The organism is Akkermansia sp. RCC_12PD (assembly GCF_036417355.1).
Classification (GTDB): domain Bacteria; phylum Verrucomicrobiota; class Verrucomicrobiia; order Verrucomicrobiales; family Akkermansiaceae; genus Akkermansia.
The window spans coordinates 780,267-796,857 of the sequence record NZ_CP143889.1; the positions used below are offsets into that span (position 1 = coordinate 780,267).

Below are 16,591 nucleotides of genomic sequence, written 5' to 3' on the forward strand. Positions count from 1 at the left end.
CCGCCCGGACTACAAGGCTTCCTTCCAGGAAAACAGAAACGCCTTCCACATCCGGGAATACACCCTGCCGCGCGTAATCTTCACCTTTCCGGAAGAGGGAATTTCCCGGTGTTTCAACAAATCCAGCGTATCCAGCCCCAGCCACGCCGGAAGCACCGTGGAAAAACGCAATCGTCCGTTATGCAGGGACTCCGCATAAAACACGCCTTCCTTCAGCCACAGCTCCGCCTTTTCCAGCCACGTTTCCGCATCGTCTCCGGGCAGATAGCTTCTCCCGCGGGAGAAATCCTCCTCCCGGTCGCGGAGAATATTCACCAGCTGCAGCCCCATTCCGTAATGGACTCCCCACCGCAAAAGCACCTCTTCCGGCTGGGTGCTGAACGCATCGCCAAGGACAAGGAGGCCCAGCCTGGTCCAGAACTCGCCCACGCATCCGGCCACCATGTAGGCGTAATGTTCCAATTGTTCCGGACAAATGACGGAGGGATGCTCCACAAAATATTCCAGGTCCCACGCCTGTCCCTCCACAATCGTAGCCAGAACGTTCCGCACCAGCATCTGCTCCCGCGGCGGCAGGGCTTCCAGCAGGGCCAGACATTCGGGAAAGCGCGCTAGAAGTTCCCCCTCCCCCCGGTGCTTCTGCACGGAAGACAGCACGCCCAGCCGGCCGAAGCAGGTTGCGGCCGCCTCGTGGGAGGCATCCCCTGCCACAGCCGCGCCCATCATCTTCAGCAGGGCCAGCCTCTCCTTCAAATCCATATCCACCGTGTCCGCCACCGTATCCGTGGCGCGCGCCAGCAAATAGCCCACGGCCACGCCGGGCCGCATTTCGCAGGGCAGAAAGCGCATGCTCAGGTAAAAGGACCGGGAAACGGCGGATAAAAGCTGATGGAGGCCCTTCATAACTTTTGCAGGCCCAGCCTGTGCATCTTGTAATGGAGTACCCGCGGAGAAATGCCCAGTTCCCGGGCCGCCGCGGACATGTTGCCCGGGGAGCGCTTCAGCGCGGCCACAATCAATTCCCGTTCAAAGGAATCTACCATCGTAGGCAAATCAGCCTGTTCCTCCCCTCCGCGGGAATTCGGAGCGTCGCTGCTGGGCATCTGGAGGGAGGCGGGCAGATTGTAGCCGTAAATGCAGTCGTCCTGCGCCGTGATGACGGCGCGCTCCACGCAATTCTCCAGCTCCCGGACGTTGCCCGGCCAGTGGTAGGCCATGAGCATGTTGATTGCCGGGGTGGAAAGGCGCGTGATATGCTTGCCGTACTTGAGGTTGAACTTGGAAAGGAAATGCTCCGCAAGCAGCATGATGTCCCCCTTGCGCTGGACCAGGTCCGGCATCACGATGGGGAAAATATTCAGGCGGTAATACAAGTCTTCACGGAATTTGTTTTCCGTCATCAGCTCTTCCAAATTCCGGCTGGTTGCGGCAATGAAGCGCACGTCGGAATGCAGTTCCCGGTTGCTGCCCACGCGGGAAAAAGTCTTCTCCTGCAAAAAGCGCAGTAGCTTCACCTGCATTTGCAGGCTCAAATCCCCGATTTCATCCAGGAAGAGGGTTCCTCCATCCGCGGCCTCCGCGCGGCCAATGCGGCGGCTGGTGGCTCCTGTGAAAGACCCTTTTTCATGCCCGAACAATTCGCTTTCCAGCAGATTCTCCGGCATGGCGGCGCAATTCATCGTAATCAGCGGCTTGTCCTTCCTGGCGCTCAGATTCACCACGGCGCGTGCCACCAGTTCCTTCCCCGTTCCGGAACTGCCGCGGATCAATACCGTGGCGTCGCTGGGGGCCACCTGCCGTATCTGCTCATACACCTGGAGCATGGGGCGGCAATTCCCTATCAGCTCGCCGGGATTGCTCGTCAGCAATTCGCGCAGCTTTTCGTTTTCCGCCATCAGGGCCTCCCTTTCCTCGTGGGCCTGGAGGCATGCCGCCAGGGCATCCCCTACAATGTTCCCCACAATCTGCATCAGCTTCAAGTCCCGCTCCAGATCCGTCTCCGCATCAACGGAACGGTCAATGCTCAAGGTACCGATCACCTGCTGCAAATGAATAATGGGCACGCAGATGAACGCCACCTTTTCCCCGCTTTTGCGGGTGCGTGTGCGGTTCAGGAACCTGCGGTCCCGGGAAATATCCTCGATCACGTGGGGGCGGCCCGTTTCCGCTACATGGCCCGTAATGCCTTCGCCCACGTGGTAGTGGCCACGCTTCATTTCCTGTTCGTCCAGCCCGTGGGAAGCTTCGATCATCAGGTTGTTCCCGTGGCGGATGGTGAAGGTGCCGCGCAGCATCTTCATGCGGCGGTAAAGAATATCAAGGATATGCTGCAACAGAACCGTTCCGTTGCGCTCGTTGACGATTGCAGAACTGATCTCCTGCAACACGATCATTTCCAAATCGGGAGACTTGTTCATGCCATTCATGCAGCCCGTAGCTGTCCGGATATTAACCGGGCGCATGCGTTCAACCAACCTTTTTTCGTGCAACGGGTTTCCCGTGAAAGGGAAAAATAAAATCAATTATCACATTCATTATTGAACATCAACATGGAATAATACCGTCACAAGCATGACAACATAATTACAAAATTGTAATATTGCGCTCCGGCACCACCCCGTGTCAAATAGGTTCCGCCCCGGAAGACTCCCGTTTCATCATTTCCGTAATCACCTGGAACAGGGCCGTACGGTACAGCACGCCATCCAGATGGCCGTCCGCCTGGCACACGACGGCGGCAGCGGACAGATGGTCCTGCTCAAACAGCTTGAGGGCATCCGTCAGGTGTGTATTCCCGTCCAGCACGGGAGCGCCCGGACGGATCAGGTTCCCCGCGGACGGAAGATTCCCGCCAGGACCGGGGTTCCACTTCTTCCGGATACCCGGCACATCGCCCGGATAAATGGTCCCCAGGTAGGTACCGTCCTGCTTCACCACGAAAATCAAATCCCCCGGATTCTTCAGCATCAGGGAGGAAACTTCTTCCAGAGAAGCTTCCGGAAGCACCTGCGGCACCACATGCCGCGCCAGATCATGCACATGAACCTGCGCCATGGGCAGGTTCACCACGGAGGCGGTGCTTCCGGACAGGCTGGCGGCGTACATGGAACGCGCCCGGATCAGTTTGCTGGTTCCGTAGGCGCTCACCACGCCAATCAGCAGCGGGTAAATCATCTGGCCGCTCATGGAAAACTCCACCACCATTACCAGCGCCGTCAGCGGGGCCTGGGCCGCCGTGGCAAAAAAGGCAGCCATGCCCACCATGGCATACGCCACAGCGTGATTGCCCTCCATGCCCATGAGATTCATCAGGGTGCTGAAAATAAACCCTACCATGCTCCCGACAAACAGGGTGGGCGTCATCGCCCCGCCCACGGTACCGCAGCCAAACACCACCGCCACGGCGCTCACCTTCACCGCCAGCAGAATCAGCGCCTCCTGCGTCCCGTAATCCTCATGCACCAGTCCCGTAATCAGAGCCTGCCCGTTGCCCACCACTTCCGGGTAAAAGCAGGCCAGAACGCCCACCAGCAGCCCGGCGGCCAGCAGACGCACGGGCAGCAGGGACTGGCGTCCGTTCAAATACTTGTTGGACACATCCAGCAGGGCCACCCAGCCCTTGGCCGCCACGGCGGCCAGCACTCCCAGCGCCACGCACCACAGGGACTGGGAAAACATCGTGAAGCTCTCAAACGGAGAACTGTAAAGGGGCGAGGGATCTCCCAGCAGGTGCAGCATCAGGAAACCGGTGCAGGAGGCAATCAGAAGAGGGGCCAGAATATCCATGCTCACCGTTCCAATGATGATCTCGCTCACGAACAGGCAGCCGGAAAAAGGAGCGTGGAACGCCGTGGTGAAACCAGCCGCCGCGCCGCACCCCACCAACAGGCGCAGACGGGGAATGGAAACATGGAGCTTCTGTCCCACAGCGGAGGCGATCAGGGCGGAAGACTGGATAATGGGACCTTCCTTGCCGATAGCCGCTCCGGAAGCAATGCTCCATGCGGCGGACAGAACTTTCAGGGAAGAAGCCCTGACCTTGATCAGCCCGTTTCCTATGGCCAGGGCCTCCATGTATTCCATGGCCTGTCCCGGCATTCTTCTCTTCACGAACAAAAGAATGAACCCGGCTACCAGACCACCGATGGCCGGAACGGCAATCCTCCATTCCGGTTCCAGAAGGGAAAAAACGCCCACCCTGGAATCCGACCAAATGCCCGTGAGAAGCCATTGAATAAACTCCACCAGCCATTCAAAGCACATGGACATGCTGGCGCCGACGATCCCTACCAGCACCGCCCACATGAAAGTCACCTGGCTCTCCCCCACCTTCAAGTGATGGAACAAGTTTAAAATCCATCCATACCAGACTGTACCGGGAGGAGCCTGAGGATCGGAGGAAGACGGTTTCATGGGCAGGAAAACAAGACTGTCCCGTTAAGACATGAAATTCCGCCCGGACGTTCGAAGCAGGCGCAGATACCTCCGCAGCCTTATGTTTCCCCGTCCGCCGCATTCCGTACTCTGCGGACAAAAGAAGCCCGGAAAAGAACGACTTGAAAAGACCTCCCCGTCAAATACCTTGCACCGGAAGGGAAACCTGATACACCGGTATTGTCACCCTCTATACGAAAACGGACATGCCTTCTTCCCCCCAGCCGCAAAAACAAGTCTCCACCCGCCTCCGGAGGCTGGCATTCCTGCTGATTGCCTGCACAGTATTCGCCGTACTGGCGCATGATGTGAAACATCCCGCTTCGGCATGGCCCTCGGAACGGGAAGTACTCTCCGGCAGATCCATCTTCGGAAAACCGGGAGACGCGGGTTCTCTGGTCACGGTCAGCCTTCCCTACCCCTTGAGGCCCTCCTGGGCTCCCGATACGGAAATCTTCTCCATTACCTGCCACAGGCTGGTTGCCGGCGCCCTCATCAATATCTTTCAGAAAACGCTGGATCACTACGGTCTGGAACGCATCAGGGAACTGCACCTGGACGTTTACGGCGGCTGCTTCAACAACCGGCCCGTCAGGGGAGGCAGCAGGCCTTCCCTGCACGCCTGGGGAATTGCCGTGGATCTGGACCCTTTGCGCAACGCCATGCACATGCGCGCTCCGGAGGCTGCATTCTCCGGTCCGGAATACGATGAGTTCTGGTCCATTGTGGAAGGGGAGGGAGCATTCTCCCTGGGTCGGGAACTGGGATATGACTGGATGCACATCCAGTTCGTCCGCCCGTAAGGCGCTCTGGGTTGAAAACCCGTAAAAGGCGTCAGAATGTATACTTCAGGTTGATGCCGTAATAAAAATCGTTCCCCAGGCCTTTCTGGCTGATGACAGTCAGCGCCTGGCTGAAATTGGTAAACAGCTCCACCGTCAGCCGGGAAGTGGCCCGGAACGTAAAACTCAAATTGTAATCCAGCGCATTGGAACCGTGATGAACCACCGGTCCCACATACCCGCCGTTATAGCCGTAGCGGATTGTGGCGTCCACACGGACGCAGTCCGCTATCTCTTCATGCAGTCCGGCAAACGCCGCATAATAGCCGCGGAACGTATGATTGTTGTACTGCCAGTACAGATCCGTTCCAGCAAACCAGCGGTCGGAAAAACGATACGTCGTTTTCAGTCCCGGACGCGGAATCCCCTTGTCTCCGGGAAAAACGAAGCTGTGCTCATACCACGGCATGACCGTCCAATTCCCCAGTTCCTTCACGTAATCCAGCCGGTACTTCAGTTCCGCATGGTTCTGGTGGTCCGTGGAAACTCCGTACCATATCTTCCCTACCCACTCCCTGTACTGAATTTCCGGCACGAACGTGCACAGGCTGCCGTCCCAGAGGTCCAGGCCCTCGCACTCGTACTTGCTGGCCCATCCTGTCTGGAAGCGCAGGTATACCCTGTCTTCCGCAGGTTCCGCCAGGGACAGGGGATGAGAACATCCAGTCTTCAAGTAATGCGCCGGATTCAGGCAATTCGTCGTGGACGCCAGGGCGCCGCTCCATGAAAAAACGGCGCAGGCCGCCAGCAACACTCCTGTTCCAGTTCTCGTCTTCATATCATTCCGGTATTGAAAAAGCGTTTCCAGGGCGGCAGGCCCGGACGGGAACCGCACTCCTTCAAGTTATACGTCCATCTTCTTTTCCCCTGCAAGTCAATAATCAGGGAGCCCCTCCCGAAAAGACGGGCACCGGAGGAAAAAAGAGTCATCCATGCGGAGAAATGCCAAAAAGGGAAGCCGTGAAAGATTGCGGACCTCATTCCGGTATGTACCTGTAGATTTTCATGCAAAAACAAATGAAATTAACCCTGCCGGCCTGCATTCTGCTCTTCTGTCTTCCCTCCGTCTTTGCGCAGGAGCAGATCATCCCGAAACCGGCGGAAATCACGCTTCAAAAGGGTTCCCCGGCCATGCTGACCCGGAATTCCGCAATCGTACCCGACGTCCGGGACAAGGCGTTCCTGAACAGGGCCATGCAGCTGCAACAAATATTGAGCGAAGGAACAGAACTTCCCCTTCCTCTGAAAACGCCGCAGGACGCGCCAAAAAACGCCGCCAATATCATCATTAAAAAAGACTCCTCCCTGGCATCGAAAGGAGAGGAAGCCTATTCCATCCAATCCTCCCCCCGTGGAATCATTCTTTCTGCGGCAGATCCGAAAGGCATTTTCTACGCCACCCAAAGCCTGGTCCAGATGATGCCCGTCATTTTCCACGACCGGAATGCGGACAAATCCTCCGTGCAATGGAACATTTCCCGGACGCCGTTCGGAATCGTGGACTATCCCCGCTTCTCCTGGCGTGCGCTGATGATCGACGAGGCCCGCCATTTCTTCGGTGAAAAAGCCATCAAGCAAATCATTGACCAGATGGCCCTGCTGAAAATGAACATTCTGCACTGGCACCTGACAGACGATGCTGGATGGCGCATTGAAATCAAAAAATACCCGCGCCTTACCTCCGTCGGTTCCAAACGCAGGGAAACGGAAACAGGAACGTGGAACAGCGGCAAATCGGACGGTACGCCGCATGAAGGATTTTACACCCAGAAGCAGATCAGGGACATCGTGCAGTATGCGGCCCGGCGCAACATCACCATCGTTCCGGAAATCGAAATGCCGGGGCATGCCAGCGCGGCTGCCGTCGCCTATCCCTTCCTGAGCCTGAAAACTCCCGCGGAAGTGCCCACCACCTTCATCGTCAACACGGCTTTTGACCCAACCTCGGAAAAAACCTATGCCTTCCTGTCCGACGTACTGGACGAAGTCGTCTCCATGTTTCCCGGTAAAATCATCCACATCGGCGGGGATGAAGTGCGCTACGACAAGCAGTGGAAAGGAGTGCCGGAAATTGAGGCGTTCATGAAGAAAAACAAGTTGAAAAGCCTTTCCGACGTCCAGATGCACTTCACCAACCGCATGTCCGGCATCATTGCCAGCAAAGGACGCCGCATGATGGGCTGGAATGAAATCTACGGTCATGACGTCAACGGGGACGGCGGAGGCAAAGCCAGCTCCAAGCTGAACACAAACGCCGTCATCCACTTCTGGAAAGGCAATACAGACCTGGCTAAAAACGCCATCAAAGACGGGCATGAAGTCGTCAATTCCCTCCACAGCTCCACTTACCTTGATTACAGCTACGGCAGAATTTCCCTGCAAAAGGCATACGGCTTCGAGCCTATTTTCCCCGGCCTGGAGGAAGAATACCATTCCAGGGTCAAGGGACTGGGGACACAGGTATGGACGGAATGGATTGCCAATCCCGAACGCCTGCACTACCAGGCATTCCCCCGGACCTGCGCCTTCGCGGAGGTAGGCTGGACACCTTCCGGTAAGAAAGACTTCCGGGACTTTAAAAAACGCTTGAAGGAATATAGCAGGCGCATGGACCTGATGGGCGTCAAGTACGCTGGAGATGCCATCACCCGAATAGACAAGTCCGACTTTTTCAATACGCCGCACATCGGCACATGGACGCCTGACACCCTGCATGGGCAGGAACACTCATTCGACGTCACCAAACTGGTCAAGACTCCCGGAAAATACACCGTCACCCTGCTGTATGACAAGGGCGCCCACGCCATTGAAATCAAATCCGTGGCCCTGTATGAAGGCGAGAAGGAAATTGTCCGGGACGCTCATGTAGGCAGGAGCGGCTCCAAGCAGGAAAACATCCAGTACATCCTGAATGTTCCGGAAGCCAGGCAGGGGGCTTCCTACACGGTCAAAGCCAGATTCAAGGGCACTGGAGGCAATGACTCACACGGCACAGTTTACCTTGAGGCTCCCTAAAATCCCGTTATCCTTCCGGAACAAAAGCCGACGGAACCTGACGTTCCGCCGGCCTCCCTATTTCAGAATGAACCCTGCTCCTTACTTGCGGCGGCAGACGACGGAGATGAAGTTCATGTACTTCCCTGCCCCGGCCTCCATGGCCCGGCGGTCGCCGACGGCATAGGAATTATCACAGGCAAGCCAGTCCGCCCAGCACTCGTCAAAAGAGTCCATTTCCCGCACGGACAGGAGTTCCACCTCACGGGATTTGGAAAGGAGCTCCGCCCACCAGCCGGCGCTGCGGATGGTTTCCATGTCCTCTTCCGTCCAGGAAAGGACCATTTCCGGAGGAAGCCCGCCCGTCAGTTCCTTCTTCAATCCGGGCAAAGCCAGGGCAATCAGGCCGCCGCGCTTCACCAGCGGAGCCAGGCGGGAATCCATATACTTCTCGTCGCGTCCGAAGTAGTGGTAGGAATCGATGCTCACCACGGCGTCAAAATACTCTTCCGCAAAAGGCATGTTCCAGGCATCCCCATGCAGGGGAATGATGCGGGAATCCAGTCCAAGCTCCCGGAAACGGAGATAATTCTCCGTGGCCGGAATCCACAAATCCAGGGCAAAAACCTGGACTCCGAACGTATCTGCCAGATACGCGGACGTCAGCCCGCGGCCGCATCCCAGGTCAAGCACGCGCATGGAAGGCTCAAGGGGGATCTGGCAGCTCAACTCCCTGAGAAGAGTGATGGCGTTGGGCCCCATCATGTTCTCCTTCAAATATTGCTGTTCAAGGTATGTTTTCAATGTCTTATTTCCTTTCAAGGTATGTAATGCATTTATATTAGAGGGCGCAAAAGGCCCTTTTCATTCAATCAAATGTTGCCCGGACGGGGCGGCAGGGAAAATCCGGCTTGAGCAAATGGAGCAAGTCGTACCTGGAACGTTCCTGAAGAGAACAGGAAACGCCGGAAAATCAAGGCACGGGTATCTTCAGGGGGCCTTTCCCTGAAAAATACCGCATTCAGCAAACAACAATCTTCATACCTTCGGCGGTATCTATCGGAATTATCCTTCCCCTGTCAACAACGTCCGCCGTCATGGCGTTGTCTTCCACCCTTCCTCTGTCACTCCGGAAAGCCCGACTGAAAAGGCAAAATTTAGCGGATTATGAATTCGGAGTCAATCCGAAAGTCTAAATAAAAACAGGTTAAGAGAACTTTAATTAAATGAAATTTAATAAATAAAAAATAAAAGCGAAAGTGATGATAACTATAATCAATTCATTTTCTTAGTATTCTCCATTTTTCCATATAATCCGAATTCATAATCCGCTACGAACGATTCATTCCGTATTCTGGAGCCGGTTCAATTTCATCCATCCAAATTAACAAAACAATTTATGCAACCTCATTTACCGCATAAACTCGCCGCATGGGTTCTTGCAGCCTCCGTCTTCGGGGCCATGGCCTCCCAGTCTCAGGCCGCCGGAGAAAGCATCAGCATCAACTTCGGCTCCAATGAAGGAACCATCCCGGATTCTTCAACCGCCGGACTTTCCTCCGTTACGGGTTCCAACTGGAATCAGTTCAGCGACGCTTCCCAGTCAACCAGACAGGCCCTGAAAGACAACAACGGAGCCGCCACGGGAGCCGACGTCACCTGGTCCAGCAAAAACATCTGGCAGACCAGCGCCGCCCCCACTACCGGGGACGGCCAGTTGCTTAAAGGCTATCTGGACGACGGCAACGGCATCAATATCACGGTCAGCGGCCTCGATTTTCTTACCTACGGTGTCTACATTTACTGCAACACCGACAACGGCACTGACTTTTCCGCCAAAACCGTCAACGGCATCTCCTACACATGGAACGGCTCTTCCACAGTAACCGGCTCCTCGGGCTGGGGCGCCACCGGCACCACGGACCAGCTGATCGAAGGGACAAACGTCCTCTACGTTGATGGACAAACTGCATCCAGTCTCACGATCGGCAGCACGGGCAACAGTTCCGGCACCGGAACGCGCGGATGCATTTCCGGCATCCAAATCGTCAATACCTATGACGGCGCCAAAATTGCCGCCACGCTTGACGGAGGAACTTCCGCCTGGACGGATTCCCTGCTCGGAACGGCCGCCTGGACGGACTCCACGGCCTCTGACGGCACTTATGCCTCCATAGACGTCACCAACGGCCCATCCACGCTCACCATTGCCGGCGGGGAAACCCGCAGCACGGACGCCCTTGTCGTTTCCGGCGGCAATTTGACCATCTCCGGCGGCAGCCTGAATTTGACCGGCCCGGGCATTCTCCGCGTGGCGGAGGGAACAACGCTCACCCTGTCCACTAGCCTGACGGGGAACGCCGCCCTGGACGGAGCAGGCACCGTCATCATGAACGGGACCAATTCCCTGACAAGCCTGTCGGGAGGCGGCAACCTGATGCTGGGCGACAATGCCTCCCTTTCCATCACGGGAGATGCGGTCTCCCGCTATACGGGGTCCCTGACTCTGGGAGAAAACGCTACGATCACGGCATCCAACCCCAACTGGACCTTCGGAGGCGCCCTGACCATGGCCGCCGCCAACTACAATGCCAATGACTCCTGGGCCCACAACGCCTCCTCCCTTACCCTTACCGGCGCCGGGGACGTGGAATACACGTTTGAAGGCGGCACGCTCATCCCCATCACGCATGCGGACAGCACACTGACGGTCCGCAAGACCACGGACAGTACAGGCTCCATTGGTGCCAACCACGTCTCTGACATCGCCCACCTGATGATTGATGCCGGCACGGTCAACCTGACGGAGGAAAACACGAGCTATACATTCCAGACCATCACTATCGGCCAAAATGCAAAGTTGAGCTTGGCGGCTTATGGAACTGTATTCGAGAATACCCCCTCCATCCTGATGAAAAGCGGTTCCATGTTTGAAATGCTTAACAGCAAAAGCTGGAACAACACCCTGGTCAACGCCAACATCACCGTTGACGCCGCAGACTCAGGCATCACGGTCGCAGGCTCTCTGTACGGGGATGGCACCGAGCTGGGAGGCACCATCACGGGAGAAGGAGAAATCCTGTTCACTCACAGTTCGTCAGGCACCAACGGCTACACGGTCTCTTCCGTCATCTCCGACAAGGACGCCGACCACAAACTGAGCGTAAGAGTCAACAAGACGGGGTCTGTCACCCTGTCCGGCAACAATACATACAGCGGCGGCACCACCATCACAGGCGGCACGGTCCAGACCAACTCCGCCACGGCGCTGGGCCAGGGCTCCGTTATCATCAATGGCGGCACGCTGAACGCCAACAGCCAGTCTCTGGCAAACGCCATCACCCTTCAGCAGGGCGCCGTGCAGAACTTCGGCAATGCATCCGCTCCGAAGGACATCTCCGTCAGCCTGACGGGGAACGCAACCATCAACAACTCCACGGTTGTCCTGAACAACGCGGGCAATGCTCCCATGATCACCACCGGGCAGGTCCTGACGATGACGGGAGCCACGACGGCCACGCTGAACAACGCTTCCCTGAATCTCACCAGCTTCAATACGGCGCTGGTCGACCTGCAGGGCACGTCATCCCTCACCCTGACCGGAGGCCTGACGCTCAACCTGGGCAGCGACCTGGTTTTCGATTCCCTCTCCCAGACCATTGACCTCTTCACGCTGGGAACGGGAACCTCCTTCACGGAACCCGCCGACTGGGACTCCCTGCTGACCCTCACCCAGGACGGGCATCGGCTTGTCTGGGACGGCGTCACCTTCAACGACGGCAGCCTGACTTTCACCGGTCTTGCCGTGCCAGAACCCGGTACAGCCACGCTGGGCCTTCTGGGGCTGGCATCCTTGCTGATGCGCCGCAAACGCCGCGCCTGACCTTTACCTTGTTCTATTCAAGAGGCATTCCCCGCACGCCGGGGAATGCCTCTTTTTGCAGGTCTTTCCCGCATCAAAAAACACATTCCCTATCTTCCCTATCCTCCCGCCCCCTCCGCGGACCCACGCCATGCACCCAAGAAATAAACGCGTCCGGCAGGGAGCATGAACATGCCATGCCCCGCAGCCGGACGGAAAGAAGGCGGAAAGTTAAAATTCCACCAGCAATTTTTCAAGATACTGGAAGAAGATGCTTCCATCCTCTCCGCTGATGCCACGGTCCCCTTCCGCATCAATGTCCGTATTGGTAAAGCGCGCTATCACGTGTACCCAGGTATAAATGATGCCCCATTCTCCGTAATGTTTGGGATCGAATACGACACGGTGCTCGTAATTCTGCTCAAAATAGATGGTTCCTCCGTCATCGGGATCGGAAATCGGACCGCAATACTTGACGATGATGTAATAGATACCCTTGTAATACCACTCCTCCTTCGTCTTGGGCTTCTTGGAAAGGGTGGTGCTCATCTTGAACTTCACGGGGGTGATGTCGTATGCCGTACTATCCACGTCATGGCGCCTGATACCCGCTTGCGGAAGAGGGACTTTATTCACGATGGAAACGCCCGTGTAATCAAGGTATTTGCCATACCACGAAGTTTTTGGCGGAGCCAGCTCCGCGTTCAGCAGGCATGTCCCCGACAAGATCAGCATTAGTATACATGCAATTTTATTCATCGTTCTCTTCTTGATTTTTGTTGTTTCAACAATTCCTGTTTCAGGTATTCCTTCATCTCTTGGACGGATTTTTCAGGAAGGGTTTTGGCATCGTCCCGGTATTGCCTCCAGTCGATGCGCAGTCTCGCCATGAGCATGACCTCCTGGAGCGAGAAGGGAATGGTTCCCGGTGCATTCGGCATAAATTCCCTGGACCGGTTGCACGGATAGTAAATCTGGCTCTGGTGCCATGAGCGCTTCATCGTCTCGTCAAATGACTTCCGCACCTGTTCGTCGCTGATCCTGGCCTCCCACTGCAGGCCGTCCACCGTGTATTTATCCTGTTCCTCCTGCCGGGAAGCCTCCCGCCACAGGGCAAGAAGATACCTGTTCTGCAGACTGCACCCTTCCGGAGTCAGGTACTTGCGATCATACTGCAACTCATACAGCGGCTTGAACAGGGCCTTGTGCTTTTCCCCCGGAATGGATGAGTTGACTTTCCCCGGAGTAGGAATGATGCCGGCAAATTCTCCGGGCACATAATAGGGCAGTTCTTCCGGTTGCCGCGTTTCCCACGGAATTTTTTCACTCACAAACACTCCGTTCAAGATAGTATTGAACGATCCGTTCCTGCGGACATGGAACAGATACAGGCCACCCCGCCTGCACATGAACCGCTCGTAAACGCCGGACCCGGCAAAGCGTGAAACGCGCGCGCGCGCCTCCACAGGAAAGGACTGCCACTGCTCCATGGACTTGGCAAGCGCCAGCCCATTTTTGCTCTTCCTCCCTATTTCAATATCTCCTATATTGTTGAACTGAAACTGGATGAAGGAGGTGGTTGGGTGCCGCCTGGCTTCAATCAGGTAATCCCGCCTGGACTCGTTCCGAAGGTAGCCGTTGGGATTATAAAAATACAGGGCTATTTCATGAACCCCTTCCGGCACTTCCACAGCCACCCAGATATCCGGCCCGTCTACATAATGCGGATACACTTCTCCGTGGTCGTCCCATTCCGCTTCAGTCCGGACGGAATCGGTCGGATCAAAAAGAACATTCCGGTTCCCGTCGTCCTTCACCTTCTCCACCCACCACCGCAGCGCATCGTTCTTGTTGCGGTTCAGGCCCATGATTCCCTGAATCCAATAGGTAGACACCGCTCCGGTAACGCCTGGAAATCCCGGAACCGACGTCAGCGTGCGGAAGGGAACCGTCTTGGCCATGAACTCGGAATTGCTCATGGGGGCATTCGTGGCGCACAGCGTGGCGCGCGTCATTCCATACTTGCCGCCCCAGTCACCCTTGGTGGACCAGTCCTCTCCCTTGAAAACAATACTTTTCCCCTTGTCGCCGCGGCGTCCCAGATCCTCCAGGCTTTTCAACACTTTTGCGGACTCTTCCATCCGCGCCTCCGCGGGAAAGCCGGGCTCCTTTTCCCGCTCCGGCGCATCCAGGTTGTAGGATGAGGCGCCCGCCTGCACCATAACCAGACCGCCCCCATAGGTCCCCGCCAGCACGCTGCCGTCCCCCAGGACCAGCAAATCGGAAATATGGGTCCCTTCCAGTCCTTTCCGCAGTCTCTTTCTAACCTTCATCGTATCGGCATCCAGCACATCCACCCCCTGTGTCCGGAAACCGACGAAGATTTCCTTTCCGTTTCCGGCAAGGGCCGACACAAAGTCCTCCGACAACAGGCGCGTATCTCCCTGGGGAGGAATGGCGGTCTTTCTTGCAGCGGCTCCATACAGGCTGTTGTTCTTGCGGGCATAATCCCTGCCGCGCACAAAATTCCAGGAACTGATGCCGTTGCTGAAAGCCAGCCCGGAGCAGGTTCCCGTCAGTATCCGGTCCTTATCCATGCAAACCAGAACATTGCAGGCATTGGAAGGCAGCCCGTCGCCAAGCGGCTGATACGGCTGGCTGACAAACTGGTTCTTGTCCCAGAACCATGGAGCCTGCACCACCTTCCATTGGGAATATCCGGACTTGCGGGAAGCGCAGGCTACACCGCCAAACCCGTACGCCAGCCACAGGTTCCCTCTGGAATCAAAACCGGCGGAAGCCGCCTGGTCTTCCGTCATTCCGGTGGAGCGGTCCAGCATTTGCCATGAATCGCCGGCGGGATCGTACAAGGCCACGCCTCCGGAAGTGGCCACGGCCACTTCCCCGGAAACAGGGGAAACGGCAATGGCATACACATGCTCTCCATTCAGGGCGTTGCTGCGGTCATACATTTTCCATCCCTGCCCATTGAAAACGGCCACGCCGCAATCGTCCGTCCCCACCCAGACCCGGCCCTGCCGGTCTTCCGCAATGCAGGTGAAATTGGCTTTCCGCGGAAAGCTGGAAGAATAATTCACGTTCACCCATGACTTCTCATAAGCCCCGTTTTTAACATCCAGACGGTAGATGCTCTCGCGCTCCCCCACCGCCCAGATGGCTCCCTGGCTGTCCGCCAATATTCCCCGGATGAACTTGACCGGACATTCGGGTAATTTTTCCGGTACATTGACAGAGGCGGCCTGCACATGCATTCCAAAAAAAGAAAAAACAACTGCCGCCATTCCGATAAAACGAATAATGCTCAATAACATACATTAAGTTTATTATGATTTCTAATGATATAAGGTATTTTTCATTAAGACGAATAATATTCAACTTATTTCCAAACAAATACAGCAATTTATCCCTATCTAAAAATATAATAAATTTACTGTCTGTCAGTTCCGATAAGCTATACGAAAAATCCTTCATGTCCAGATCGAAGTGCACGAACCCCATCAATACCGTGAACGGCATCAGAATTGCCTCTTCCATTTCCCCATCATTTCTTTATTTATTCTCATTATTTTATAAAAAATATATAAATCATTATTTTTCATTATTAATTCCACATCTCGAAAGAATAGCTTTATATATATTATATAATACTAATAATCAACAAATTATAAAACTCATCAAATAATCATTCCCCACCTTTCCGCCTACTCAAAAACTGATATTTCCAAGAAAAATCTACCTATTTCTGAGATGAAATAAATTCCTCCAACACCTTCCACGTACCGATTCCATGCTAAACCTCACGTTTTCTTCACTTTTCCCAAGCAGCCGGAACCGCGCTCCCTTCCCCATTCGCCCCGCCGTGAATTCTTCCCTTTCGAAGGATAGCGGCCAGCCACACTGAACCTCTCCAGCTTCAACACGGCGCTGATCGATCGTCCACGATGGACGTGACCGGCGGCCTGACGCTGAACCTGGACAGCGCTCTAATGTTTGATTCCGCCTCCCAGACGATCGACTTGGTCACCTTGGGCTCAGGCACTTCCCTGGAGCATTACATCGACTGGGACGCCCTTCTGACGCTCACCCAAAACGGCCAGAACCTGATCTGGGACGGCGTCACCTACAACAATGGCAGCCTGACCTTCACCGGTCTCGCCGTACCGGAACCCGGCACGGCCGCATCTAGCCTGCTGGGCCTTACGTCCCTACTGATGAGACAGCGGAAAAACTCTTAAAGCCAGCTTATAGCACGACTCTCCCGGGGCTGTTCCGTTACAAGAGTATGCGGAACAGCCCCTGCTTGCTGAAAGGGGGATGAAAAAACATTTTCCCCTTCCCTTCGCGCGGTTCCGGGAACATACCGCAACCGTCGTTCCGCTTGTTGAAAACGGTTCCCATGACGGGAATAATATGAGCATCGCCCTTCTGGAAATTGCCA

The 16,591-nt window shown here is 55.7% G+C and carries 11 protein-coding genes; 4 read left to right on the top strand and 7 right to left on the bottom strand.

Annotated elements, in window-relative coordinates; genetic code table 11:
- Window positions 1–9: 9 nt before the first annotated feature.
- The 3 genes from V3C20_RS03235 to V3C20_RS03245 form a co-directional block, all read right to left on the bottom strand.
- On the bottom strand, window positions 10–903 hold the full coding sequence (locus V3C20_RS03235) for a squalene/phytoene synthase family protein (RefSeq protein WP_130083578.1): 894 nt from the start codon (window positions 901–903) through the stop codon (window positions 10–12).
- Complete coding sequence (locus V3C20_RS03240; RefSeq protein WP_238623802.1) at window positions 900–2,417, bottom strand: sigma 54-interacting transcriptional regulator; 1,518 nt, start codon at window positions 2,415–2,417, stop codon at window positions 900–902. Before V3C20_RS03240 ends, V3C20_RS03235 begins: the two co-directional genes overlap by 4 nt.
- A gap of 205 nt (window positions 2,418–2,622) precedes the next feature.
- Window positions 2,623–4,413, bottom strand: coding sequence for a chloride channel protein (locus V3C20_RS03245; RefSeq protein ID WP_130083579.1), 1,791 nt, complete (start codon window positions 4,411–4,413; stop codon window positions 2,623–2,625).
- A 227-nt stretch (window positions 4,414–4,640) separates the two neighbouring features.
- Between V3C20_RS03245 and V3C20_RS03250 the strand changes: the two genes are divergently transcribed.
- Window positions 4,641–5,237 (top strand): hypothetical protein, encoded by a 597-nt coding sequence (locus V3C20_RS03250; protein ID WP_130083580.1) that lies wholly within the window; start codon window positions 4,641–4,643, stop codon window positions 5,235–5,237.
- 31 nt (window positions 5,238–5,268) lie between these two features.
- Here the strand turns inward: V3C20_RS03250 and V3C20_RS03255 are convergent, their stop codons facing one another.
- A complete protein-coding gene (locus V3C20_RS03255) occupies window positions 5,269–6,054 on the bottom strand; it encodes a hypothetical protein (RefSeq protein ID WP_130083581.1) in 786 nt (261 codons plus the stop codon).
- Between the two features lie 239 nt (window positions 6,055–6,293).
- On the opposite strand from V3C20_RS03255, the gene V3C20_RS03260 reads away from it, so the two are divergent.
- Window positions 6,294–8,291: a beta-N-acetylhexosaminidase gene (locus V3C20_RS03260; protein WP_130083582.1), complete on the top strand. Its 1,998-nt coding sequence runs from the start codon at window positions 6,294–6,296 to the stop codon at window positions 8,289–8,291.
- 81 nt (window positions 8,292–8,372) lie between these two features.
- Here V3C20_RS03260 and V3C20_RS03265 read toward each other — a convergent pair whose 3' ends face one another.
- Complete coding sequence (locus V3C20_RS03265; protein ID WP_202975649.1) at window positions 8,373–9,074, bottom strand: methyltransferase domain-containing protein; 702 nt, start codon at window positions 9,072–9,074, stop codon at window positions 8,373–8,375.
- A gap of 595 nt (window positions 9,075–9,669) precedes the next feature.
- On the opposite strand from V3C20_RS03265, the gene V3C20_RS03270 reads away from it, so the two are divergent.
- Window positions 9,670–12,153: a PEP-CTERM sorting domain-containing protein gene (locus V3C20_RS03270; protein ID WP_130083583.1), complete on the top strand. Its 2,484-nt coding sequence runs from the start codon at window positions 9,670–9,672 to the stop codon at window positions 12,151–12,153.
- Between the two features lie 210 nt (window positions 12,154–12,363).
- Here V3C20_RS03270 and V3C20_RS03275 read toward each other — a convergent pair whose 3' ends face one another.
- Window positions 12,364–12,858, bottom strand: a complete 495-nt coding sequence (locus V3C20_RS03275; protein ID WP_149873740.1) for a hypothetical protein — start codon at window positions 12,856–12,858, stop codon at window positions 12,364–12,366.
- A gap of 29 nt (window positions 12,859–12,887) precedes the next feature.
- A complete protein-coding gene (locus tag V3C20_RS03280) occupies window positions 12,888–15,398 on the bottom strand; it encodes a two-component regulator propeller domain-containing protein (RefSeq protein ID WP_161981320.1) in 2,511 nt (836 codons plus the stop codon).
- Window positions 15,399–16,094: 696 nt separating this feature from the next.
- Between V3C20_RS03280 and V3C20_RS03285 the strand changes: the two genes are divergently transcribed.
- Window positions 16,095–16,388 (top strand): PEP-CTERM sorting domain-containing protein, encoded by a 294-nt coding sequence (locus tag V3C20_RS03285; RefSeq protein WP_130083586.1) that lies wholly within the window; start codon window positions 16,095–16,097, stop codon window positions 16,386–16,388.
- Window positions 16,389–16,591 lie beyond the last annotated feature (203 nt).